A 21,675-nucleotide genomic window follows, 5' to 3' on the forward strand; every position below is an offset into this window, starting at 1 on the left:
TCGTGGCGCGTGCCGCCTAGCGCTTGCCGGCGAGCTCGGCGCGGGTGCGGCCGGCCTCCTCCGAGTCCTGGATGGAGGCGATGCCCTCGGTGATCGAGGTGCCGGAAGCGGGAGCACCGTGCCCGTCGGAACCGTGCTCGTCGGCGCCGAGCGTCGTCTCGTCGAACGGGGCACGGCCTCCGAGGACCTCGCGGACCTGCACCATGTCGATCTGCTTGGTCCAGGTGCCGACCAGCAGAGTGGCGACCGCGTTGCCGGTGAAGTTGGTGACCGCGCGGGCCTCCGACATGAACCGGTCGATGCCGACGATGACGCCGACGCCGTTGACGAGGTCGGGGCGGAAGGACTGCAGACCGCCGGCGAGGGTGGCGAGGCCGGCGCCGGTGACTCCGGCGGCGCCCTTCGACGCGATCATCATGAAGAGGAGGAGCCCGATCTGCTCCGGGATCGACATCGGCGCACCGGTGGCGGAGGCGATGAAGAGGGAGGCCATCGTCAGGTAGATCGCGGTGCCGTCGAGGTTGAAGGAGTAGCCGGTCGGGACGGTGATGCCGACCACGGGCTTCGAGACGCCGAGGTGCTCCATCTTGGCGATCAGGCGGGGCAGAGCGGCCTCGGAGGAGGAGGTGCCGACGATCAGGAGGTACTCGCGGGCCAGGTACTTCATCAGCGAGAAGATGTTGACGCCGGTGACCAGGCGCAGCAGCAGCCCGAGGATGACGATCACGAAGATCGCGCAGGTGATGTAGAAGCCGATCATCAGCGTGGCGAGGGCGACGACCGCACCCCAGCCGGTCTTGCCGACGACGGCGGCGATCGCACCGAAGGCGCCGATCGGGGCGACCCAGAGCACCATCGAGAGGATGCGGAAGACGAGCACCTGGAGCTGCTTGATCGCCCCGAGGATCGGCTGGCCCTTGGCGCCCATCTTCTGCAGCGCGAAGCCGACGAGGAGGGCGACGAAGAGGGTCTGCAGGATGCTGCCGTCGACCAGCGACGAGAAGAGGGAGACGGGGATGATGCCGAGGATGAAGTCGGACGTCGTCTCGGCCTTCAGGTCGCTCGTGTCGTAGGTGGCGCTCGAGATGTCGAGGCCCTCGCCCGGGTGCAGGATGTTGCCGACCACGAGGCCGATGCCGAGCGCGAAGGTCGACATCACGATGAAGTAGCCCAGTGCCAGGCCGCCGACCTTGCCGACGGTGGCCGCCTTGGCGATGGATCCGATGCCGATCACGATCGTGCAGAAGATGATCGGCGCGATCATCATCTTGATCAGGCCGACGAAGGCCTTGCCGACGGGCTCGAGCGTCGCGGCGAAGGCGGGGGCGACGAGTCCGACGACGACGCCCGCGACCACGGCGATGATGACCGCGATGTAGAGCCAGTGATTGCGGTCGATCCGCCTGCGGGTGGTGCGTCCGGGCGTCTTTGCCATGAGCGTGTCCTGTCTCTTCGTCGAGGGGGCGGAGCCGGGGGCTCCGGCACAGGACGATGGTGGACCCGCCCCGGCGGGGGCCGGAGGTTGCGTTCATACTGTTCACGGAACGAGGAGGTCCGGGATGTCGGGAGCCGCTCCCCGCGGGAGCATCGCCGCGCGCCTGTTCGCGATCCAGCTGCTCTGCATCCTGCTCGTCGGAGCCGCGGCCGTGGTCGTCCTCGCGATCGACGCCCGGGGCCGCTCGGGCGAGGAGGCCGCCCAGCGCAGCCTGGTCGTGGCGCGCACGGTGGCCGACAACCCCTTCGTGATCGAGGCGACGCAGGAGGCCGATCCCTCGGCGTCGCTGCAGCCCTACGCCGAGGAGATCATGGCCGACACCGATGTCGACTTCCTCACGATCATGAACCCCGACCGCACCCGCTACACGCACCGCGACCGCGACCAGATCGGGCTGCCGTTCATCGGCACCATCGAGCCGGCGCTCGAGGGGCGCACCTTCACCGAGACCTACACGGGCACTCTCGGCCCGTCGGTGCGCGCCGTCGCTCCGATCGAGAGCGCCGACGGCACGGTCGTGGCGCTGGTCTCGGCGGGAGTGACGCTCTCGGCGGTCGACGCCTCCTTCGTCTCGCGAGTGCAGTTCGTGGCGTGGGGAGTGCTCGGCGCCGTCGCGCTCGGCGGGTTCGGGTCGTGGCTGCTCGCGCGGTACCTCCGGCGGGTCACGGGCGGGCGCGGGCCGGAGCAGATGAGCCAGGTGTTCGCCTACTACGAGTCGGTGCTGCACTCGGTCCGCGAGGGACTGCTGCTCGTCGACGACCGCGGGCGCCTCGTGCTCGCGAACGACCACGCGCTCGAGCTGCTCGGGCTCGAGGGCGTGCGGACGCCGATCCCCGTCGCCGACCTCGACATCCCGGAGGCGCTGCGCGAGCTGCTGCAGGCCGACGAGCCTGTCGCCGACCGCCTGGTCGTCGCGCACGAGCGGATCCTCGTCGTCAACGAGCGCCCGGCCGCCTCGCCGGGCGCCCGCCCGCTCGGCACCGTCACGAGCCTCCGCGATCGCACCGAGCTGCAGCGGGTCAGCGGCGAGCTGGAGTCGATGCGGACCCTGTCGGACGCACTGCGCTCGCAGACCCACGAGTTCTCGAACCGCCTGCACACGATCGCCTCGCTGATCGAGCTCGGCAGGCCGGAGGAGGCGCTCGCCTTCGCCGCCGGCGAGCTGAACCTCAGCCAGCGGCTCGCCGACCGGGTGCTGGGCTCGGTGCAGGAGCCCGTGATCGCCGCGCTGCTGCTCGGCAAGGCGGCGCAGGCCCGCGAGCGCGGCGTCGAGCTGCACCTCGAGACGCACCTCGAGCCGGGGACGCAGGGCTTCGAGCCCGGCGATCTGGTGACCGTGCTCGGCAACCTGATCGACAACGCCCTGGACGCTGCCGCCTCCTCCGCCGGCGACCGCGACCCGTGGGTCGAGGTGTACCTCGGGCTCGCCGACGGCACCGACCTCGTGCTGCAGGTCTCGGACAGCGGGCCGGGCGTCGAGGCCGCCGCCGACGTCTTCGCGCGCGGCTACTCGACGAAGGAGTCGGACGCGTTCGGCCGCGGGATCGGGCTGGCGCTCGTGCGGCAGGTGGTGCAGCGGCTCGGCGGGAGCATCGAGGTGTCGCGGCACGTGGGCGCGGTGTTCACCGTGCAGCTGCCGCTGCGCGAGGGGGTGCCGCGGTGAGCATCCGGGTGCTGGTGGTCGAGGACGAGCCGCTGACGGCGAGCGCCCACGCCGACTACGTGCGCCGGGTCGACGGCTTCGAGGTCGCCGCGGTGGCGGGCAGCGGGGCGGAGGCGATCCGCGCGCTGCGGGCGGATCCGGCGATCGCGCTGATCCTCCTCGACATGAACCTGCCCGACATGGGCGGGCTCGACCTCTGCCGGGCGGTCCGCACGGCGGGCCTCGAGGTCGACGTGATCGCGATCACGGCGGTGCGCGACGCGGCCGTGGTGCGCGCCTCCGTCTCGGCCGGGATCGTGCAGTACCTGATCAAGCCGTTCGTCTTCAGCGTCTTCGCGGCGAAGCTGGCGAGCTACCGCTCCTACCGCGAACGGATGCACGGCGCGGCCGTCGCGAGCCAGCACGAGGTCGACGGCGCGTTCGCGGCACTGCGGACCTCGAACGCGCCGGGCCTGGCGAAGGGGCTCTCGGCCGAGACCCTCGAGGCGGTGACGGGGCTGCTGGGCCCGAGCGGGCTCTCGGCCGGCGAGCTCGCCTCCCGCCTCGACATCTCGCGGGTGACGGCGCGCCGCTACCTCGAGCACCTGGCCGACACCGGAGTCGCCGAGCGCGCCCCGCGCTACGGCTCCCCCGGGCGGCCGGAGCTGGAGTACCGGCGGCGGTAGGTCAGGCGGCGGCCGCGCTCAGGGCCGCCGCGATCTCCTCCTCGATGAGGTCGTGGTTGATCGCGGCGGCGACGCGGAGGCCGTCGGCGGCCGAGGCCATCACCTGCGCCATCGGCTCGACGAGGGAGCCTGCGGCGAAGACGTGCGGCACGCCGGTGCGTCCCATCGGGTCGGCGGCGAGGTGGCGGGCGGCTCCGGAGGGGTGGTCGACCAGCTCGAGGCCGAGGCCGTCGGGCAGCACCGCCTCGACCCGCGGGCCAACGACGACCGCGTCGAGGGCGTGCAGGCGACCGTCGATCCGGACGCCGACGAGGCGGTCGCCCTCGACGACGACGCTCTCGACCGCGCCGGGGATCAGCTCGATCCCGCGTGCCGCGAGCCCCGCCACCTCCTCCGCGTCGGGTTCGAACACGCCGTTCTGCAGGATCGAGACGCGGTCGCTCAGCTGCCGGAACATCTGCGCCTGGTGCGCCGAGAACGCGCTGCCGAGCACGCCGATCCGCTTGCCGCGCACCTCGTAGCCGTGGCAGTACGGGCAGTGCAGCACGTCGCGCCCCCAGCGCTCGGCGAGACCCGGGACCGCGGGCAGGTGGTCGCGGACGCCGGTGGCGAGCAGGAGGCGGCGGGCGCGCAGCACGGTGCCGTCGGCCAGGGCGGCCGAGACGCCGTCCGCGTGAGTGGAGGCAGTGGTCACCCGGCCCTCGACCACGCGGACGCCGTAGCCCTCGGCCTCGAGGCGGCCGAGGCGGGCGAGCTCGGTCGGCGGGGTGCCGTCGCGGGTGAGCACGTTGTGCGCGCCGGGCGACGGGGCGTTCCGCGGCGATCCTCCGTCGACGACGAGCACGTCGCGGAGGCTGCGGCCGAGGGCGGTGGCGGCGGCCAGGCCGGCGAAGGAGGCGCCGATGATCAGGACGTCGGCGGGCGTGGTGGTGGTGATGTCGGTCATGAGTCGATGGTGCTCCGGACGGCATCCGTGAGCCAGGATCCGTGCCGGAACGGCATGTGGCAGGCTCGACGCATGGATCCCGCGCAGACTCTCTCCGACGACGAGATCGTGGCGGCCGTCGGACCGCGGCTGCGGCGCCTGCGCACCCGCCGCGACCGCACGCTGGCCTCGCTCGCGGCCGAGACGGGCATCTCGGCGAGCACGCTCTCGCGCCTCGAGAGCGGCGGCCGGCGCGCGACGCTCGAGCTGCTCCTCCCGATCGCGCGAGCCCTCGGCGCCCCGCTCGACGAGCTCGTCGGCGCAGCGCCCGAGGACCCGCGCGTGCACGGCCGCCCGTTCAGCCGGCACGGGATGGTGATCCAGCCGCTCAGCCGCGACGCCGGAGCGCTGCAGGCCTTCAAGACCACGATCCCCGCGGGTCCGGTGCCCGAGCCCGAGCAGCAGCGGACCCACGAGGGCTTCGAGTGGCTCTACGTGATCAGCGGTCGGCTGCGCCTGAAGCTCGGCGAGCACGACCTGGTGCTGCCGCCGGGCGAGGCCGCCGAGTTCGACACCCGGGTGCCGCACTGGTTCGGCCGCGCCGACGAGCGGGCGGTGGAGTTCCTCAGCCTGTTCGGGCGCCAGGGCGAGCGGATGCACGTGCGCGCGTCGACTGCGCGCTGAGGCGTCAGGACCCGGCCAGCACCTCGCGGACGAAGCCCGTGGTCTTCTGCCGGAGCATCGCGATCCGCTCGGCCTTGGCCGCCTCGACGTCGAAGCCGACGTAGGCGACCGAGGGGCGGGTGCGCACGTTGGCCGAGCACTGGAACTCCGCGCAGATCAGCGTGCCGAGCGTGTCGCCCGCGCGTCCCGCGGGCCCGGCCTTCTTCGCGCCGAAGAACACGACGTCGTTGGGCAGGCGGATGTCACGGCACCACGAGCACTGCGCTCGCGAGCGCGGATTCGCGTCGGCCTGCCGGAGCACGACGCCGACGAGCCGCCCCTCGAACGGGACGACGACGTAGGCGCGGCGGCCGATCTTGCGGTCGCGCCAGCCGAGGTGGTCGATCCCCTCCCAGTCGAGGGTGTCGAAGCCGGCGGGGAGGGAGAGGTCGGAGACCTCCTTGCGCGAGGCGTTCACGAAGGAGTCGCGGATGGTCTGGTCGGTCAGGGGGAGCATGGGAGCACCGTTCTAGGGGGCCCGGCGAGGCGGGCGGATCCGGAAGTATGAAGGCGCGACGGAAGAGGCCGGCCTCGAGGCCGGCTTCCGAAGGCGCCGCTGCCCGGTCGTCCGCGGGACGGACCGGGAGCGGCCGCTACCTGACGACGGCGGTGCGACCGCCGACGACCTCCTGGATGCTCATTCCTCCAGCCTAGGCGCTGGGACTCACCCCAGGTGGGCCACGGCCTCGTTCGGAGCCGCCGCGAGGAACTCCTCCTTCTTGATGCGGATCATCGCGAAGGCGATGACGGAGGCGAGCACCAGGCCGACCGCGGCCGCGACGAACACCGCGGAGTAGCCGTCGACGAACGCGACGGGCGAGCCCTGCTCCCCCGCGACTCCGGCGTAGATCGTGGTGAAGATCGAGAGGCCGATCGATCCGCCGATCTGCATCGCGGCGTTCGCGGTCGCTCCGGCGGCCCCGGCGTCGTGCCCGGCGACTCCGGTGAGGGCGACGTTCTGCACGGGCACGAAGATCATCGCCATGCCGATGCCCAGCAGGATCAGCGCGGGCAGCACCTGCACGAGGTAGTCGCCGTCGGGCGTGATGCGGCTGAGGTAGACGAGGCCGGCGGCCGCGATCAGCGGGCCGACGATCATCAGGACGCGCGGTCCGACGCTCGGGAGCAGCTTGGTCGCGATTCCCGCGACGATCATGATCGTGACGGTCATCGGGAGGTTCGCGAGGCCCGCCTCGAGCGGTGCGAGGCCCAGCACCAGCTGCAGGTGCAGCGTGAGGTAGAGGGTCGAGCCGATCATGACGCTGCCGACGATCGCCTGGATGAGGAACGCGCCTCCGCGGACCCGGTCGGCGACGATGCGCAGCGGCAGCAGGGGGTGGTCGGAGCGCGCCTGGATGCGGACGAACAGCGCGAGCAGCAGGACGCCGGCGAGGAGGAAGCCGAGGGTGTCGACGCGCAGCCAGCCCTGCTCGGCGAGGGTGAAGCCGTAGACGACGGCGGCGAGACCGAGCGCGACGGTGATCGTGCCGGCGATGTCGAAGCGGTTGCGGCCCTCGGCGCGGCTCTCGGTGACGAGCAGCGCGCCGGCGATCACGCCGACGATCACGACGGGGACGTTGACGAGGAGGCACCAGCGCCAGTCGGCGAACTCGGTGAGGAGCCCCCCGAGGACGAGGCCCACCGCGGCGCCCGCTCCGGCGACCGAGCCGAAGACGGCGAAGGCGGTGTTGCGCTCGCGCCCGCCGGGGAACGACACGGTGAGCAGGGCGAGCGCGGCGGGGGCGAGCAGCGCCGCGAACGCGCCCTGCAGGCCGCGGGCCGCGATCAGCTCGGTGCCGGAGGAGGCGACGCCGCCCCAGGCCGAGGCCGCGCCGAAGCCTGCCATGCCGATGAGGTAGGTGCGCTTGCGGCCCGTGTAGTCGGCGATGCGGCCGCCGAGGAGCAGCAGCGCGCCGAACGCGAGCGCGTACGCGGTGACGACCCACTGGCGCTCGACGTCGGTGAGACCGAGGTCGGCCTGCGCGGCGGGCAGGGCGATCGTGACGATGGTGCCGTCGAGGACGACGACGAGCTGGGTCATCGCGAGGATCACGAGGACCCACCAGCGGCGGGAGGAGGAGGGCGCGGGCATGGCGGTGCCTTTCGAAGCGGAGGGAGCGGGACCGGCGGGTCCGGATCCGAGCCGCATCGCTGAGGCCGGAACATGTGGACACTGTCCACCCCAACTGGTTGGTTGGGCATCGACGAGTGTATCGTTCGAGCGCCCGGAGGTGTAAGCGTGGTCGAGAAGAACGTCGAGAAGTCGCCCGCGCGCGAGCGGATCCTGCAGGCTGCGACCGCGGAGTTCGCCGCCCACGGCTTCGCCGGCGCGCGCGTCGACCGTGTCGCCGCCTCCGCCGGGCTCAACAAGGAGCGGCTGTACGCCTACTACGGCGGCAAGCGCGGGCTGTTCGTCTCGACCGTCGTCGAGGCGCTGCGGGCGCTCGACGCCACCCTGCTCGCCGAGGCGGCCGACCTGCCCGACCTCGCCGGGCGGATGTTCGACCACGTCTGGGAGCACCCGGACTTCCTCCGCCTGCTCACCTGGGCACGCCTCGAGGGCTCGGGCTTCTGGGAGGAGGCGGGCGAGCGGCTGGGCGGGATGCCCGCTCCCGAGGCCCGGGTGCTCGAGTGGCAGCGCTCCGGCGTCGTGGACGCGAGCTGGGCGGCCGACGACCTCTTCATCGCGCTGCTCGGGCTCTGCGAGATCTGGCACCTGACGCCGTTCGCCGAGCGCGGCGGCGAGGGCACGCGCGAGCGGCGACGGGCCTTCGTGGTGCACGTCGCGAGCGTGCTGGGGGCGCCGCGGTGAGGCGCAGGCCTCAGCTCGCCGAGGTCAGCCGCTCCAGGTAGCCGGCGAACGCGCGCAGGTCGGCCTCGGGCCAGGAGCTGAGCGCCTCCTGCATCCGGCGGCGCTGGAGACCGCCGAGGTCGGCCATCCGCGCGCTCCCCTCCGCCGTGAGGGCGAGGAAGCGCGCTCGCCCGTCGGCCGGATCGGCGGTCATCCCGACCAGACCCAGCCGCCCGAGCTGTCGGGCCTGGCGGCTGATGGCGCTGCGGTCCACTCCGAGCTGCAGGGCCGCGGCGCTGGAGTGGACCGGTCCGCAGCGCTCGAGCATCCGGAGGAGACGGAGCCCGAACGGCGGCAGCGACGGGTCGATCGCCGCCGCCGCGTCGCGGACCGCCGCCCGCACCTGGACGGCGAGCGCGGTGATCTGCTCCTCGACCTCGAGCAGGGCGCTCGCCGGAGCCGGCGCGGTGGGCATCAGTGCCGCTCGACCACGTCGATCGAGCCGGTCGGCCGAGGGTCGGCCGGTGCGGCGTGGCGGGCGTGCCCGGCGGGAGCGGCGTGCCGCGCCTCCGAGTGCGACGCCTCGTCCGTGGCCACCGTCTGACCGACGGGACGCAGCCCCGCCTGGGCGTCCGAGGCGCCGATCAGGGCGTCCTCGGCGGCGGCGACCGGCGCCGCCTTCAGCTGCACGGCGTTCTTGGTGCCGAGGTCGACGTTCGGCAGCAGGGCCACGGCGATCAGGGTGATGACCGCGAGGGGGATGCTGAAGAGGAACACGTCGCCGACTCCGATGCCGTAGGCGCCCTCGACCACGACGCGCACGGCGTCGGGCAGAGTCGAGACCTGCGGAATGGTGCCGCCGGCGAGCGATTGAGCGGCCGCCGCCTGGTCGGCCGGTGCGAGGCCGGCGATGCCGCTGGCCGTGCGGTCGGCGATGACGGTGCCCAGGATCGAGCCGAGGACCGAGACTCCGATCGTGCCGCCGAGGCTGCGGAAGAAGGTGACCGCGCTGGTCGCGACTCCGAGGTTCTTGACCTCGATCGAGTTCTGCACCACGAGCACCAGGTTCTGCATCAGCATGCCCAGGCCCGCACCGAGGACGGCCATCGAGATGCCGACGTACACGAAGCTCGTGTCGTAGCGGAGCTGGCTCAACAGGGCCGTGCCGATGATCGAGAAGGAGGCGCCGGTGATCATGATCGCCTTCCACTTGCCGGTGCGCGAGATGATCCCGCCGAAGATGGTCGAGGCGATCAGGAGCCCCGCCATCAGCGGGATCGTCAGCAGACCCGACTGGGTCGGAGTCGCACCGCGCGAGAGCTGCATGTACTGCGCGAGGAACACGGCGGTGCCGAAGAGCGAGACGCCCACCGAGATGCTCGCGACGACCGCGAGGCTGAAGGTGCGGTTCTTGAACATGCCCATCGGGATGATCGGCTCGGCGACCGTGAGCTCGGTGATGACGGCGGCGACGAGCAGGACGACGGATCCGCCGACCATGACCGCGGTCTCCCACGAGGCCCACTCGAAGTTCTTGCCGGCCAGCGACACCCAGATCAGCAGCAGCGAGACGCCGCCGGCGATGAGCACGGCGCCGAGGTAGTCGATGCGGACCGTGCGCCTGGGGTGCGCGGGGAGGCGGAGGGTCACCTGGAGGAGCACGATCGCGACGATCGCGACGGGCAGCGCGATGAAGAAGTTCCAGCGCCAGCCGAACGCGTCGGTCACGACGCCGCCGAGCAGCGGCCCGCCGACGGTGCCGATGGCCATCACTCCGCCGAAGAGTCCGGCGTACTTGCCGCGCTCCCGGGGGCTGATGATGTCGGCCATGATGATCTGGCTCAGCGCCGCCAGGCCGCCGGCGCCGAGGCCCTGGAACACGCGGAACACGATGAGCATGTTCGTGTCCTGCGAGAAGCCGGCGGCCGCGGATCCGATCACGAAGAGCGCGAGGGCGAGCTGGATGAGCAGCTTGCGGTTGAAGAGGTCGGCGAACTTGCCCCAGAGCGGAGTCGAGACCGTGGTCGCGAGCAGGGTCGCGGTGACGACCCAGGTGTAGGCGTTCTGGTCGCCCTTCAGGTCCGAGATGATCAGCGGCAGCGAGGTCGACACGACCGTGCCCGCGAGGATCGAGACGAACATGCCCAGCAGCAGGCCGCTGAGCGATTCGAGCACCTGGCGGTGCGACATGGCCCCGTCGGGGCCGACGGGGGTGCGCTGCACGGTGGCGGCGCGTTCTGGGCGGGACATTCTGCTCCTCGAGACGATGCGGTCCGTGCGGTGTGACCAGCACTGGTTGACCTGCGTCAACTATTGACCGAGAGCAACTATATAGCCGAGCGTGCCTGTTTGGCGAGGGGTGCGCGGATCAGCGGACGGTGCCGCGGCGGCGCAGCAGCACGACCGCCACCGCGACGGCGATCACCAGCGCGGCGAGCACGGCGATCCCGAGCGGAGAGCCGGCCGCGGCGCCGACGACGGCCCAGAGCACGGCGAAGCCGACGGTCGCGTAGATCAGCGCCCACGCCGCGCAACCGGGGAGCATCGCGAGCAGGTAGACGATCCAGCGCATCCGCGCCGCCCCCGCCGCCGCGTTGAGCATCGTCTGGAACCCGACCGTCAGGAAGCTCAGGGTGACCGCCGGGGCGCCGTACCGCGCGAGCAGCGCCGACGCGCGGCGCATCGCCGGCGACTCGAGCCAGCGGCCCCAGCGCCGGGAGGCGGCACCCGTCACGATCGCGCGTGCCAGCCAGTAGGTGGCCTGAGCGCGGAGGAACACGATGACGAACAGCGCCGCCAGGAGCTCCGCGAAGCCCAGCTCGTCGAGGAAGGTGGGCACGCGGGCTCCCTCCGGCTCGGTCTGGGTGTCGGAGGCAAGGCTACCCTTGCCTGCCGTGGGCCGACCGGCGCGCTCGGCCCTCCCCCACATATCCTCGGAGCATGGACAACATCGATCGGAAGATCCTCGATCTGCTGCGCCAGAACGCCCGCGCGGGCTACGGCGACATCGGCGGAGTCGTGGGCCTGTCCGCTTCCGCCGTGAAGCGCCGCGTCGACCGCCTCGTGGCCGACGGCGTGATCCGCGGCTTCACGATCAAGGTCGACCCGGCAGTCGACGGCATGAGCACCGAGGCCTACGTCGAGCTGTTCTGCCGGGGCACGGTCGCGCCCGACGAGCTGCGCCGCATCCTCTCGGCCGTGCCCGAGGTGGTCTACGCCGGCACCGTCACGGGCTCGGCCGACGCGATCGTGCACATCCGCTCGCGCGACATCCCGAGCCTCGAGCTCGCCCTCGAGAAGGTGCGCATCGCGCCCAACGTCGACCACACCCGCTCGGCGATCGTGCTCTCGCGGCTCGTGCAGCGCGGGGAGTCGTAGCCCGCCCTCAGTGCGAGCGCCCCGCGACCACGTCGGCGAGGCTCGCGAGCGGTGACGTCGTCGGCCGGCCCCGCTCCTCGGCCCGGTCGGCGAGGCCGTAGGCGGTGTAGAGGGTGTTCACGGCGAGCCAGCGCAGCGGCTCCGGCTCCCAGCGGCGCACGCGGTGATCGACCCAGGGCAGCTCGGTGAGCGGGGTCCGCTCCCCCGAGCCGAGCTCCTCCAGCACCAGATCGCGGAGGGTGCGCCCCGCCAGGTTCGTCGCCGTCACGCCCGTGCCGACGAAGCCGCCCGCCCAGCCGAGGCCGGTGGCGCGGTCGAGTCCGACCGTCGCGTGCCAGTCCCGGGGCACGCCGAGCACGCCCGACCAGACGTGCTCGATGCCGACTCCGCGCAGCACCGGGAAGAAGCGCTCGAGGATCTCGCGCAGCATGCCGACCGTGCGCGGGTCGGTCGCGCCGTCGTCGTCGATGCCCGAGCCGAAGCGGTAGGGCACGCCGCGACCGCCGATGGCGATGCGGTCGTCGGCGGTGCGCTGCGCGTACATGTAGGCGTGCGCGAAGTCGCCGAGGGTCTCGCGCCCCGCCCAGCCGATCGCGTCCCAGACCTCGCGGCCGAGCGGCTCGGTCGCGATGAGCGACGAGTTCATCGGCAGCCACTCGCGCTCGTGGCCGCGCAGCCGGGCGGTGAACCCCTCCGTCGCCCGCAGGACGAACCGCGCGCGGACGCTCCCCCGCGCGGTCACCGCCGCGCCCGGCCGGATCTCGTCGACCCGGGTGTCCTCGTAGATCTCCACGCCCAGCGCCTCGACCGCGCGGGCGAGCCCCGAGGCGAGCTTCGCCGGGTGGATGCGCGCGCAGTGCGGGTGCCACATGCCGGCGGAGGTGCCGCTGACCGCGATCCGCGCGGACGCCTCGTGCGCGTCGAGCAGCTCGACGTCGGTGTGCGCCCGGGCTCGGGCCGCCGCGACGGTCGCCTCGAGCCGGGCCTTCTGAGCCGCGCCCCGGGCGACCTGGTACTCGCCGCCCTTCACGATGTCGGCGTCGATCCCCTCGGCGAGCGCCACCGCGATCACCTCGTCGACGGTCTCGTTCACCGCGAGCTGGAAGCGGTCGACCATCCCGGGGCCGTGGCTCCTCGCGTAGGAGGAGACGCCTCCGGTGATCTCGTTGGTCAGCCAGCCGCCGTTGCGGCCGGAGGCGCCGAAGCCGGCGAAGCGCTGCTCGAGGATCGCGATGCGCAGCTCGGGCGCCGCCCTCTTCAGGTAGTAGGCGGTCCAGAGGCCGGTGTAGCCGGCGCCGACGATGCAGACGTCGACGTCGAGCGGGCCGGGGAGCGAGGGGCGGGCTGCGGAGCGGCCGAGGGAGGACCACCAGAACGAGACGTCGCCGTTGATGAGGTCCGTCACTGCCCGGCCTTCGCCTTGATCTCGTCGAAGATCGCGATCACGTCCTGTGTGGCGGTGGTCATCTGGCTGTAGACCAGCTTCGACATCCGCTCCTCGTCGATGAAGATCAGGTCGGGCCGCTCGACGCCCGCCGCGGTCGCCGCCTCCTCGATCCCCTCGACCCCGGTGTTGTAGCCGATGTAGGCCAGCTCCTTCAGCGACGCCTCGGGCTCGAGCACGTAGTCGATGAACGCGTAGGCGGCGTCCTCGTTCTCGGCGCCCTCGACGATCGCCCAGTTGTCCTGCCAGAGGTTGGCGCCTTCCGACGGCCAGACGAAGCGGTAGCGCTCGGGATCGGGGTTGCTGAGGATCCCGAGCCGCGCGTCGCCGTTCCAGGCGTGCATGAGCGTGCGCGCCGACGAGCTGACCGACTGGCTCGAGTACGACTCGAACGCCTGCACGTGCTGCGCGATGTTGTCGAGGTAGTAGCTGCGGAACGCGGCCAGATCGTCGGGGTCGGTGGTGTTCGGGTCGATCCCGTTCGCGAAGAAGTAGGTGTACGAGACCTCGCCCTGGTCCTCCATCAGCGAGAAGCTGCCCGAGGCCTCGTTCTGCGCGGCGTCGAGGAAGTCGGCCCACGAGGTCAGCTCGCGGGTGATGACGCTGGTGTCGTAGACGTAGCCGGTCGAGCCCCAGTCCTTGCAGACGCTGTACGTGTTGCCCGGGTCGAAGGGGGTGTCGACCACGGCCGCGCTGAGCGTCGAGAAGTTCGGGATGCGCGAGAGGTCGAGCTCCTTGAGCAGCCCGGCCGCACCCATCTCGGCGACGTACGAGTGCGTGGGTACGCAGATGTCGTAGCCGCTGGTGCCGCGGGCGGTGCTGAGCTTCGCGGCGAGCTCGGAGTTGGAGCTGTAGGAGTCGACGATCACCGACGAGCCCTGGGCGGCCGTGAAGTCGGTCAGGGTCGCCGGATCGTCGTACTCGCCCCAGGTGTAGATGCTGAGGGAGCCTGAGTCACCGCCGGAGTCGCTCGCGCACGCCGCGAGACCCAGGGCCGCGGCCGCCGCGGCGGACCCGCCGAGGAACGTGCGGCGCGCGAGCCGCGCGTCGAGGGCGGAGGGGACGAGCGCGCGCAGGGGTCGTGAGGAGGACATCGCTTCTCATTTCTGTCGGCGGTACAGGAGGTGCAGGGTCAGGCGCGGTGCACGATCTCGCCGGCGACGATCGTCACGCGGACGCGGGCCAGCCCGATCTCGCTCGGCGGGCGTTCGAACGGGTCGCGGTCGAGCACGACCACGTCGGCCGCGAGTCCGGGGGCGAGGGCACCGGAGGCGTCCTCGTCGTGGTTCAGGTACGCGGTGCCCGCGGTGTGCGCGACCAGGGCGTCGGCGAGCGAGAGCGCCTGCTCTCCGAGGAACGGGCGGCGGAAGGACCCGTCGGCCTGGACGTTCGCGCGGTTGACCGCCGTGTGCACGATCTCGAGCGGATCGGCGGTGCTCACCGGCCAGTCGCTCCCGGAGGCGAGCGCCGCGCCCGCGCGCGAGAGCGACCCGAACGGGTACTGCCGCCTGGCCCGCGCCTCCCCGAGGAACGGGATCGTCAGCTCGTCCATCTGCTTCTCGTGCCGCGCCCACAGCGGCTGCATGTTGGCCACGACTCCGAGCTCGGCGAAGCGCGGCACGTCGTCGGGGTGGATCACCTGGATGTGCGCGAGCGTGTGCCGGCGGTCGGAGTCGCCGTTGGCGGCGCGTGCGGCGGCGATCGCGTCGAGCGCCTCCCGCACGGCCCGGTCGCCGAGGGCGTGGTAGTGGATCTGGAACCCGAGCGCGTCGAGCCGGATCGAGATCTCCTGCAGCGAGGTCGGGTCGACGAAGCTCTTCCCCGCGTTGTGCGTCGGGCAGCCGCACTCGTCGAGATAGGGCTCGAGCATCCCGGCGGTGAAGTTCTCGGCCACGCCGTCCTGCATGATCTTGACGCTCGTCGCGCGGAACCCGGCCGCCGCCGCCCGCTCGCGCTTGGCCACCAGCTCGTCGATCTGCTCGAGCCCCCGGCCGCGGTCCCACCACAGCGCGCCGACGACCCGGGCCTTCAGTGCTCCGGAGGCGGTCAGCCGCAGATAGGAGTCGAGCGTGTCGGGCACGTCGTTGGTCGCGCCGACGATCGCGTCCTGCCAGCCGGTGACGCCCCAGGCGAAGAGGCGCTCCTGCGCCACCAGCAGGGCCTCGTCGAGGTCGTCCTCGGTGGGCAGCTCGATGTGCCGCGCGACGATCTGCATCGCCCCCTCCTGCAGCGTGCCGAGCGCGCGCCCGTCGCCGTCGCGCTCGATGCGCCCGTCGGCGGGGTCGGGGGTGGAGTCGTCGATCCCGCCGAGCGCGAGGGCGCGGGAGTTCACCCAGGCGCCGTGCCCGTCGCGGTTGGGGAAGTAGGCGGGGCGGTCCGGCACGATCTCGTCGAGCTCGGCCGCGGTCGCGATCCCGCCCGGGAACGAGTCCATCGACCAGCCGCCGCCGACGATCCAGTCGAGCTCGGGATGCGCGGCCGCGTACGCCGCGATCGCCGCCCGGTACTCCTCGCGGGTCGTGTACGGGGTGAGGTCGCACGAGAGGATGTCCAGGCCCGCGTGGTGCGGGTGCACGTGGCTGTCCTGGAAGCCCGGCAGCACGAGTCCGCCCGCCGCATCGATCGTCTCGACGCCCTCCGGCACCTCGCCGCCGATCGAGGCGATGCGGCCGTCGACGAGCAGCACCGGCTCCTCGACGACTCCGGCCGGAGTGAGGACGTGCCCGCCCGTGATCAGGAGCGCGGTCATGCGGTGGTCCTCTCGGAGGTGGTGTGGACGCGGGTTCCGCCGACGAAGGTCTCGAGCACGCGGGTCTCGCCGATCTCGAGCGGATCGTGCGCGAAGGGGTCGCGGTCGAGCACGACGAGGTCCGCGTCCTTGCCCACCTCGATCGAGCCGCTCACCGCCTCCGCTCCGTTCACCCAGGCGGAGCCGGCGGTGTACGCGGTGAGCGCCGTCGCGAGGTCGATCCGCTGCTCCGGGAGGAACACCTCGTAGTGCCCGGCCGCCCCGCGCTCCGACGGGGCCGAGAGCCGGTTCACCGCCACGTGCATCGCCGCGAGCGGGTCCGGGGTCGACACCGACCAGTCGCTGCCCGCCGCGAGCACCGCTCCCGAGCGCTGCAGGTCGCCGAACGGGTACTGCCACGCGGCGCGCTCCTCGCCGAGGAACGGCAGGGTCAGCTCGACCATCTGCGGCTCGAGCGCCGCCCACAGCATCTGCAGGTTCGCCGCGACTCCGAGCTGCCGGAACCGCGGCACGTCCTCGGGGTGCACGACCTGCAGGTGGGCGAGGTGGTGGCGGTTGCCGCTGCGGCCGTTCGCCGCGATCGCGTGCTCGACCGCGTCGAGGCACTCGCGCACCGCCCGGTCGCCGATCGCGTGGAAGTGCACCTGGAAGCCCGCGGCGTCCAGCAGCGGCACCGCCTCGTTCAGCACGGCCGGGTCGACCATCGAGAGACCGTCGTTGTGCGTGTGAGCGCCGTGCCCGTCGAGGTAGGGGTCGAGCATCGCGGCGGTGAAGTTCTCGGCCACGCCGTCCTGCATGATCTTGATGCTCGTCGCGGCGAAGCGGCCCGCGCTCCAGCGCTCGCGCTTCTCGATCAGCTCCGGGATCTGCTCCACGCCGCGCGCCCGGTCCCACCAGATCGCGCCGCGCACCCGCGCGGTCAGCTCGCCCGCCTCCGCCGCCCGCACGTAGGCGGGGCCGGGGTCGCCGACGTCGCCGTAGGAGCCGATGATCGCGTCCTGCCAGCCGGTCACCCCGTGCGAGTGCAGCTGGCGCTGGCCGAGGAGCAGCGCCTGGCGCATCTGCTCGTCGGTCGAGGCGGGCAGGAGGCGGCGCACCGCCTCCATCGCCCCCTCGTGCAGGGTCCCCGACGGGCTGCCGTCGGGCAGCCGCTCGATGCGGCCGTCGGCGGGGTCGGGGGTGTCGCGGTCGATCCCGGCCCGGCGCAGCGCAGCGGAGTTGACCCATGCGCCGTGCCCGTCGGCGTTGGTGAGGAAGGCGGGCCGGTCGGGCACGACCGCGTCGAGCACCGCCGCGGTCGGCGTGCCACCGGGGAACACCGACATGCTCCAGCCGCCGCCGAGGATCCACTCCTCGTCGGGGTTCCGTAGGGAGTAGTCCGCGATCGTCGCCAGGTAGTCGCTCCAGGTCGCCCCGTCGCCGACCCAGCAGCGCATCATGTCGAAGCCGCCCCAGACCGGGTGCACGTGCGCGTCCTGGAACCCGGGGACGAGCAAGCGGCCGGCGAGATCGACGACCTCGGTGCGCGGGCCGATCCAGTCGGAGACGTCGTGGCCGACCGCCGCGATCCTCCCGCCCACGACGGCGACGGCGCTCGCGCGGCTGCGCACGGCCTCGGCGGTGAAGACGGGGCCGCCGGTGAGGACGAGGTCGGCGTGGGGCATGGGGTTCCTTCGGAGAGAGGGGGCGTCAGCCGCCCGCGAGCGTCTTGGCGATCTGCGAGGCGGAGTCGCCGGCGCGCCGGAGCACGAGCGCGACGGCGGCGAGGGCGAGGAGGGTGAGCAGCAGCATCACGGTCGACACCGCCGCGATCTCGGGGCGGAGGCCGCTGCGCACGGCGCTGAGCACGTAGACCGGCCACGGCGTGGATCCGGACACCTGCACGAACGCCGCGATCACCGTGTTGTCGAGACTGAAGGTGAAAGCGAGCAGGCCGCCGGCCAGCACCGCCGGCATCGCCAGCGGGAAGGTCACGCGCCAGAAGGTGCGCATCGGCGTCGCGTAGAGGTCGGCCGACGCCTCCTCGAGCTTCTCGTCGAGGCCGACCAGGCGGGAGCGGACGAGGTACGAGACGACCGCCACGGCGAAGAGCGAGTGCCCGACCACGAGGCGCGCGGTGCCGTCGTTGAAGACCGACAGCCCCAGGTCCTGCCCGAGGAACACCAGCCACGGCAGCAGCGCCACCGCGTCCACGATCTCGGGAGTGACCGACACCAGCAGCAGCAGGGTGATGAACCAGACCGCCCACCGACCGGGGCGCCGCGCGAGCGCGATGCCCGCCAGCGTCCCGAGCAGCGTGGCCAGCAGCGCCGCGATCAGCCCCGTCCGGATCGACACGATCACCGCGCTCTGCACCGCGGGCTTGGTCAGGATCGTCGCGAACGCGTCGAAGCCGAACCCCTCCCACGCCACGAGCAGCCGCCCGGTGTTGAACGACGAGATCACGATCACGATGATCGGCAGGAAGAGGAAGACGAACACCAGCGCGCTCCACACGGCGAGGCCGACGTCGATCGGCGAGCGGCGGCCCGCGCTCATGCTCCGCCTCCCAGGCGGAGGCGCGCACGTCGCCGCAGCGGCAGCGTCACGGCCCACACCAGCGCGCCGGCGATCGCCGCCGACACCAGGATCACCACGATCAGCAGCACCGCCATCGCCGAGCCCAGCGCCCAGTTCTGCCCGACCTGGAACTGGCTCGCCACCATCTGGCCGACCATGTTGCCCTTCGCGCCGCCGAGCACGGTGGCGGTGATGTAGTCGCCCATCAGCGGGATGTAGACGAGGAGCGTGCCGACGATGATGCCGGGGCGCGCCAGCGGGAGGGTGATGTCGCGGAAGGTGCGCCAGCTCGACGCCCCGAGGTCCCCGCTCGCCTCGCGGAGCGACGGACCGACGCGGTCGAAGGCCACGTAGAGCGGCAGGATCATCAGCGGCAGGTAGTTGTAGACCACGCCGAGCAGCACCGCCGGGCGCGTGTACAGCAGGTCGATGGGGCCGGGGATGACTCCGATCGCCTGCAGCGCCTGCGAGAGCACGCCCTCGGGCGCGAGGATCACCTGCCAGCCGATCGTGCGGACCAGGAAGTTCGTCCAGTACGGCACCATGACCAGCGCGATCAGCAGACCGCGGCGGTTCGGAGCCGCCTTGACGGCCATCCAGTAGGCGACGGGCAGCCCGATCACCAGGCAGAGCACGGTGCCCAGCACGCCGACCCAGAGGGTGTTGGCGAAGGTCTGGAAGAAGGTCGGCGAGAACGCCTCGACGTAGCGGTCGAACGAGAGGACGTCGTTCGCGTGCGTGCCGAAGACGCCCGGCTTGTAGCCGAAGCTGAACCAGACGACCTGCAGCACCGGCGCCACGAAGAACACCACGAGCCAGAGCCACGCCGGCACCGCGAGGGCGAAGGGGAGGCGCGGCCCGCGCCGCCGCGCGGGGAGGGCGACGGGGCGGGTCGCCGTGCTGACCGCGCTCACGCGCCCGCGGCCGCCTTGACCTTGTTGTAGACGTCGAGCGTCATCTGGTTGGTGACGGTGCCAGTCTGCATCGTGGCGACCGTCTCCTCCGGATAGAAGATGTAGCCGTCGAGGAACTCGAGCTGCGCGTCGCGGGCGAGCGACTCGATGTCGAGAGTGCCCGTGTTGTAGCCGATGTAGTCGAGCTCCTGGATCGCGTTCGCGGGGTCGAGCACGTAGTCGATGAAGGCGTGCGCCGCCTCGGGGTGCGGGGCCCCCGCCGCGATCGCCCAGTTGTCCATCCACAGCTCGGTGGTCGGCGAGCCGAGCACCCACTTCCAGCGCTCGGGGTCCTCGCTGTTGAGCTTGCCCAGGCGCGCGTCGCCGTTCCACGACTGCACGAGCACCTGCGTGTTCTGGGGGATGATCGAGCCGCCGGGGTAGGACTCGAACGCCGCGATGTGCGGGGCGATCTTCTCGACCATGAAGGTCTCGGCGGCCGCGTAGTCGTCCTCGGCCTCGGTCGTGTAGTCGATGCCGTTCGCCCAGAAGTAGGGCGCCACGATCTCGATCGGGTCGTCGAGGAACGACGTCTTCCCGCTGCCCTCGTTCTGCACCGCGTCGAGGAAGTCGCTCCAGGTCACCAGGTCGCGGGTGATCACCGTGGTGTCGTAGGCGAAGCCGGTGGTGCCCCAGTTCTTGCAGACCGTGTACTCGTTGTCGGGGTCCCAGGCCTGCCCGAGGAACTGCGGATCGACCTTCGCGAGGTTCGGGATCAGGTCCTTCGAGAACTTCGCCAGCAGGCCGTTCTCGATCATCCCGGGGACGAAGATGCCCGTCGGCACGACGATGTCGTAGCCGCTCGTGCCCTTCGAGGCGCCGAGCTTCGAGAGCAGCTCCTCGTTCGAGCTGTACGAGTCGAGGGTGATCTGCGGCCCCTCCGTGCTCGTGAACGCCGCAATCACGTCGGGCGAGTCGTAGTCGCCCCAGGTGTAGATCGAGAGGTCGCCCTCGAGCGCGCCGCCCGTCGCCTCCGGAGCGGAGCCGGCACCGGGCGAGGAGCAGGCGGCCAGGAACGCGGTGGCGCCCACGCCGCCGGCGACGCCGAAGAGGCGCCGGCGCGAGAGCTCGCGGGCGATGATCGGCACGGCCTGGGCGGGAGCGAGGATGTTCACGGGGTGCTTCGCGGTCATGGTGTCTCCGGGCTGCTCGAGGGTCGGTCGGTCGGCGGCTCGACGTAGCCGGCCGCGCGAGCGGCCTCGTCGAGGGGGAAGAAGCGGGTGCTCGCGCTGGTCCAGCTGAGGGTGACCGCGGAGTCGACGACGAGCGCCGGAGCATCGGGCGCGGGCCGTCGCACGAGCACCGAGTGCTCCGCGTCGAGGTGCACGAGGTACTGCACCGTCTCGCCGAGGTTCGCGATCGAGAGCACGCGCCCGCTCGCGGTGTCGATGCCGCCGGCCGGCCGCTCCGCCGCCGCGTGGATCCGGATCGACTCGGGGCGGATCGCGGCCTGCCGCGTCTCGCCCGGCCGGCCCGCCGCGGTCGCGCCGCTGATCGTCGCGACGGGGGTGACCAGGGCCCCGGAGTCGCCGACGACGCCCGCGAGGAAGTTCTGCTGCCCGACGAAGGCGGCCACGTAGGCCGACGCGGGCCGGTGGTAGACGGTGTTCGCGTCGGCGAGCTGCTCGATGCGGCCGTCGCGCATCACCGCGATGCGGTCGCTCATCGACATCGCCTCGCCCTGGTCGTGCGTGACGAAGACGAAGGTGATGCCCAGCCGCGTCTGCAGCAGCTTCAGCTCCATCTGCATCTCCTCGCGGAGCTGCCGGTCGAGCGCGCCGAGCGGCTCGTCGAGCAGCAGCACCGAGGGGCGGTTCACCAGCGCGCGCGCGAGCGCGATCCGCTGCTGCTGGCCGCCCGAGAGCTGAGTGGGCTTCCGATCGGCGAAGCCGCGCATCCGCACCATGTCGAGGGCGTCGCTCACGCGGCCTCGGATCTCGCTCTTCTTCGTGCGGCGCTGACGGAGCCCGTAGGCGACGTTCTCGGCGATCGTCATGTGCGGGAACAGGGCGTAGGCCTGGAACACGGTGTTCACATCGCGCTGGTGCGGCGCCCGGCGCAGCACCGACTCCCCCGAGATGCGGATGTCGCCCGCGTCGGGGTGCTCGAAGCCCGCGATCATCCGCAGCGTCGTCGTCTTGCCGCAGCCGGAGGGGCCGAGCAGCGAGAGGAACTCGCCCGGCTCCACCCGCAGGTCGACTCCGTCGACGGCGACCGAGGTGCCGTAGAGCTTGCGGACGCCCTCGAGGACGACCGAGCCGGGCGCACCGACGGACGCCGTCGTGGGCGGGGTGGTGAGCGAGGTCGTTGGCACCGGAGAGGGCTCCCAT

General features: G+C 72.2%; 20 protein-coding genes. 5 read left to right on the forward strand and 15 right to left on the reverse strand.

Going from position 1 to position 21,675, the window contains the following annotated elements:
* Nucleotides 1-16: 16 nt before the first annotated feature.
* Complete coding sequence (locus tag GSU68_RS14475) at nt 17-1,435, reverse strand: cation:dicarboxylase symporter family transporter (protein ID WP_159909387.1); 1,419 nt, start codon at nt 1,433-1,435, stop codon at nt 17-19.
* A 124-nt stretch (nt 1,436-1,559) separates the two neighbouring features.
* Between GSU68_RS14475 and GSU68_RS14480 the strand changes: the two genes are divergently transcribed.
* Both GSU68_RS14480 and GSU68_RS14485 read left to right on the forward strand, forming a co-directional pair.
* Nucleotides 1,560-3,158 carry a sensor histidine kinase gene (locus GSU68_RS14480; RefSeq protein ID WP_159909388.1) on the forward strand — a complete coding sequence of 533 codons (1,599 nt, stop codon included), beginning with the start codon at nt 1,560-1,562 and terminating at the stop codon, nt 3,156-3,158.
* A complete protein-coding gene (locus tag GSU68_RS14485) occupies nt 3,155-3,823 on the forward strand; it encodes a response regulator (protein ID WP_208544579.1) in 669 nt (222 codons plus the stop codon). Before GSU68_RS14480 ends, GSU68_RS14485 begins: the two co-directional genes overlap by 4 nt.
* 1 nt (nt 3,824) lies before the next feature.
* On the opposite strand, the gene GSU68_RS14490 is transcribed toward GSU68_RS14485, so the two are convergent.
* Nucleotides 3,825-4,769, reverse strand: a complete 945-nt coding sequence (locus GSU68_RS14490) for an NAD(P)/FAD-dependent oxidoreductase (RefSeq protein WP_159909389.1) — start codon at nt 4,767-4,769, stop codon at nt 3,825-3,827.
* A gap of 72 nt (nt 4,770-4,841) precedes the next feature.
* Between GSU68_RS14490 and GSU68_RS14495 the strand changes: the two genes are divergently transcribed.
* Nucleotides 4,842-5,432 (forward strand): XRE family transcriptional regulator, encoded by a 591-nt coding sequence (locus GSU68_RS14495; protein WP_159909390.1) that lies wholly within the window; start codon nt 4,842-4,844, stop codon nt 5,430-5,432.
* Between the two features lie 4 nt (nt 5,433-5,436).
* Here GSU68_RS14495 and GSU68_RS14500 read toward each other — a convergent pair whose 3' ends face one another.
* Together GSU68_RS14500 and GSU68_RS14505 are read right to left on the reverse strand one after the other, a co-directional pair.
* On the reverse strand, nt 5,437-5,928 hold the full coding sequence (locus GSU68_RS14500) for an FBP domain-containing protein (RefSeq protein WP_159909391.1): 492 nt from the start codon (nt 5,926-5,928) through the stop codon (nt 5,437-5,439).
* Between the two features lie 207 nt (nt 5,929-6,135).
* Nucleotides 6,136-7,563 carry an MFS transporter gene (locus GSU68_RS14505; protein WP_159909392.1) on the reverse strand — a complete coding sequence of 476 codons (1,428 nt, stop codon included), beginning with the start codon at nt 7,561-7,563 and terminating at the stop codon, nt 6,136-6,138.
* A 147-nt stretch (nt 7,564-7,710) separates the two neighbouring features.
* On the opposite strand from GSU68_RS14505, the gene GSU68_RS14510 reads away from it, so the two are divergent.
* Complete coding sequence (locus GSU68_RS14510; protein ID WP_159909393.1) at nt 7,711-8,283, forward strand: TetR family transcriptional regulator; 573 nt, start codon at nt 7,711-7,713, stop codon at nt 8,281-8,283.
* 10 nt (nt 8,284-8,293) lie between these two features.
* On the opposite strand, the gene GSU68_RS14515 is transcribed toward GSU68_RS14510, so the two are convergent.
* The 3 genes from GSU68_RS14515 to GSU68_RS14525 form a co-directional block, all read right to left on the reverse strand.
* Nucleotides 8,294-8,737 (reverse strand): MarR family winged helix-turn-helix transcriptional regulator, encoded by a 444-nt coding sequence (locus GSU68_RS14515; RefSeq protein WP_159909394.1) that lies wholly within the window; start codon nt 8,735-8,737, stop codon nt 8,294-8,296.
* A complete protein-coding gene (locus GSU68_RS14520) occupies nt 8,737-10,452 on the reverse strand; it encodes an MDR family MFS transporter (RefSeq protein ID WP_159910316.1) in 1,716 nt (571 codons plus the stop codon). Before GSU68_RS14520 ends, GSU68_RS14515 begins: the two co-directional genes overlap by 1 nt.
* 178 nt (nt 10,453-10,630) lie before the next feature.
* Entirely contained in the window at nt 10,631-11,101 is a 471-nt protein-coding gene (locus GSU68_RS14525) for a VTT domain-containing protein (RefSeq protein ID WP_244259293.1), read from the reverse strand.
* 101 nt (nt 11,102-11,202) lie between these two features.
* Here GSU68_RS14525 and GSU68_RS14530 point away from each other — a divergent pair, with 101 nt between their 5' ends.
* Nucleotides 11,203-11,640, forward strand: coding sequence for an Lrp/AsnC family transcriptional regulator (locus GSU68_RS14530; protein ID WP_159909396.1), 438 nt, complete (start codon nt 11,203-11,205; stop codon nt 11,638-11,640).
* 7 nt (nt 11,641-11,647) lie between these two features.
* Here GSU68_RS14530 and GSU68_RS14535 read toward each other — a convergent pair whose 3' ends face one another.
* The 8 genes from GSU68_RS14535 to GSU68_RS14570 are packed head-to-tail and all read right to left on the reverse strand — an operon-like array spanning nt 11,648 to nt 21,659.
* On the reverse strand, nt 11,648-13,045 hold the full coding sequence (locus GSU68_RS14535; protein WP_159909397.1) for an FAD-dependent oxidoreductase: 1,398 nt from the start codon (nt 13,043-13,045) through the stop codon (nt 11,648-11,650).
* Nucleotides 13,042-14,178: a spermidine/putrescine ABC transporter substrate-binding protein gene (locus GSU68_RS14540; protein ID WP_159909398.1), complete on the reverse strand. Its 1,137-nt coding sequence runs from the start codon at nt 14,176-14,178 to the stop codon at nt 13,042-13,044. Before GSU68_RS14540 ends, GSU68_RS14535 begins: the two co-directional genes overlap by 4 nt.
* A gap of 38 nt (nt 14,179-14,216) precedes the next feature.
* A complete protein-coding gene (locus GSU68_RS14545) occupies nt 14,217-15,833 on the reverse strand; it encodes an amidohydrolase (protein WP_159909399.1) in 1,617 nt (538 codons plus the stop codon).
* Nucleotides 15,830-17,497 (reverse strand): amidohydrolase, encoded by a 1,668-nt coding sequence (locus GSU68_RS14550; RefSeq protein ID WP_159909400.1) that lies wholly within the window; start codon nt 17,495-17,497, stop codon nt 15,830-15,832. The genes GSU68_RS14545 and GSU68_RS14550 overlap by 4 nt, the downstream gene beginning before the upstream one ends.
* A gap of 25 nt (nt 17,498-17,522) precedes the next feature.
* Nucleotides 17,523-18,371 carry an ABC transporter permease gene (locus GSU68_RS14555; protein ID WP_159909401.1) on the reverse strand — a complete coding sequence of 283 codons (849 nt, stop codon included), beginning with the start codon at nt 18,369-18,371 and terminating at the stop codon, nt 17,523-17,525.
* Nucleotides 18,368-19,306 (reverse strand): ABC transporter permease, encoded by a 939-nt coding sequence (locus GSU68_RS14560; RefSeq protein ID WP_159909402.1) that lies wholly within the window; start codon nt 19,304-19,306, stop codon nt 18,368-18,370. The genes GSU68_RS14555 and GSU68_RS14560 overlap by 4 nt, the downstream gene beginning before the upstream one ends.
* Nucleotides 19,303-20,478, reverse strand: a complete 1,176-nt coding sequence (locus GSU68_RS14565; RefSeq protein WP_159909403.1) for a spermidine/putrescine ABC transporter substrate-binding protein — start codon at nt 20,476-20,478, stop codon at nt 19,303-19,305. Before GSU68_RS14565 ends, GSU68_RS14560 begins: the two co-directional genes overlap by 4 nt.
* Nucleotides 20,475-21,659 carry an ABC transporter ATP-binding protein gene (locus GSU68_RS14570; RefSeq protein WP_159909404.1) on the reverse strand — a complete coding sequence of 395 codons (1,185 nt, stop codon included), beginning with the start codon at nt 21,657-21,659 and terminating at the stop codon, nt 20,475-20,477. Before GSU68_RS14570 ends, GSU68_RS14565 begins: the two co-directional genes overlap by 4 nt.
* Nucleotides 21,660-21,675 lie beyond the last annotated feature (16 nt).

Origin of the sequence: Rathayibacter sp. VKM Ac-2759 (genome assembly GCF_009834225.1) — a bacterium.
Lineage (GTDB): Bacteria > Actinomycetota > Actinomycetes > Actinomycetales > Microbacteriaceae > Rathayibacter.

Coding starts and splice junctions, on each gene's coding strand:
- GSU68_RS14500 (WP_159909391.1), bottom strand. CDS start 5,928: ATGCTCCCCCTGACCGACCAGACCATCCGCGACTCCTTCGTGAACGCC.
- GSU68_RS14505 (WP_159909392.1), bottom strand. CDS start 7,563: ATGCCCGCGCCCTCCTCCTCCCGCCGCTGGTGGGTCCTCGTGATCCTC.
- GSU68_RS14475 (WP_159909387.1), bottom strand. CDS start 1,435: ATGGCAAAGACGCCCGGACGCACCACCCGCAGGCGGATCGACCGCAAT.
- GSU68_RS14530 (WP_159909396.1), top strand. CDS start 11,203: ATGGACAACATCGATCGGAAGATCCTCGATCTGCTGCGCCAGAACGCC.
- GSU68_RS14540 (WP_159909398.1), bottom strand. CDS start 14,178: ATGTCCTCCTCACGACCCCTGCGCGCGCTCGTCCCCTCCGCCCTCGAC.
- GSU68_RS14550 (WP_159909400.1), bottom strand. CDS start 17,497: ATGCCCCACGCCGACCTCGTCCTCACCGGCGGCCCCGTCTTCACCGCC.
- GSU68_RS14480 (WP_159909388.1), top strand. CDS start 1,560: ATGTCGGGAGCCGCTCCCCGCGGGAGCATCGCCGCGCGCCTGTTCGCG.
- GSU68_RS14495 (WP_159909390.1), top strand. CDS start 4,842: ATGGATCCCGCGCAGACTCTCTCCGACGACGAGATCGTGGCGGCCGTC.
- GSU68_RS14515 (WP_159909394.1), bottom strand. CDS start 8,737: ATGCCCACCGCGCCGGCTCCGGCGAGCGCCCTGCTCGAGGTCGAGGAG.
- GSU68_RS14565 (WP_159909403.1), bottom strand. CDS start 20,478: ATGACCGCGAAGCACCCCGTGAACATCCTCGCTCCCGCCCAGGCCGTG.
- GSU68_RS14555 (WP_159909401.1), bottom strand. CDS start 18,371: ATGAGCGCGGGCCGCCGCTCGCCGATCGACGTCGGCCTCGCCGTGTGG.
- GSU68_RS14490 (WP_159909389.1), bottom strand. CDS start 4,769: ATGACCGACATCACCACCACCACGCCCGCCGACGTCCTGATCATCGGC.
- GSU68_RS14520 (WP_159910316.1), bottom strand. CDS start 10,452: ATGTCGCACCGCCAGGTGCTCGAATCGCTCAGCGGCCTGCTGCTGGGC.
- GSU68_RS14545 (WP_159909399.1), bottom strand. CDS start 15,833: ATGACCGCGCTCCTGATCACGGGCGGGCACGTCCTCACTCCGGCCGGA.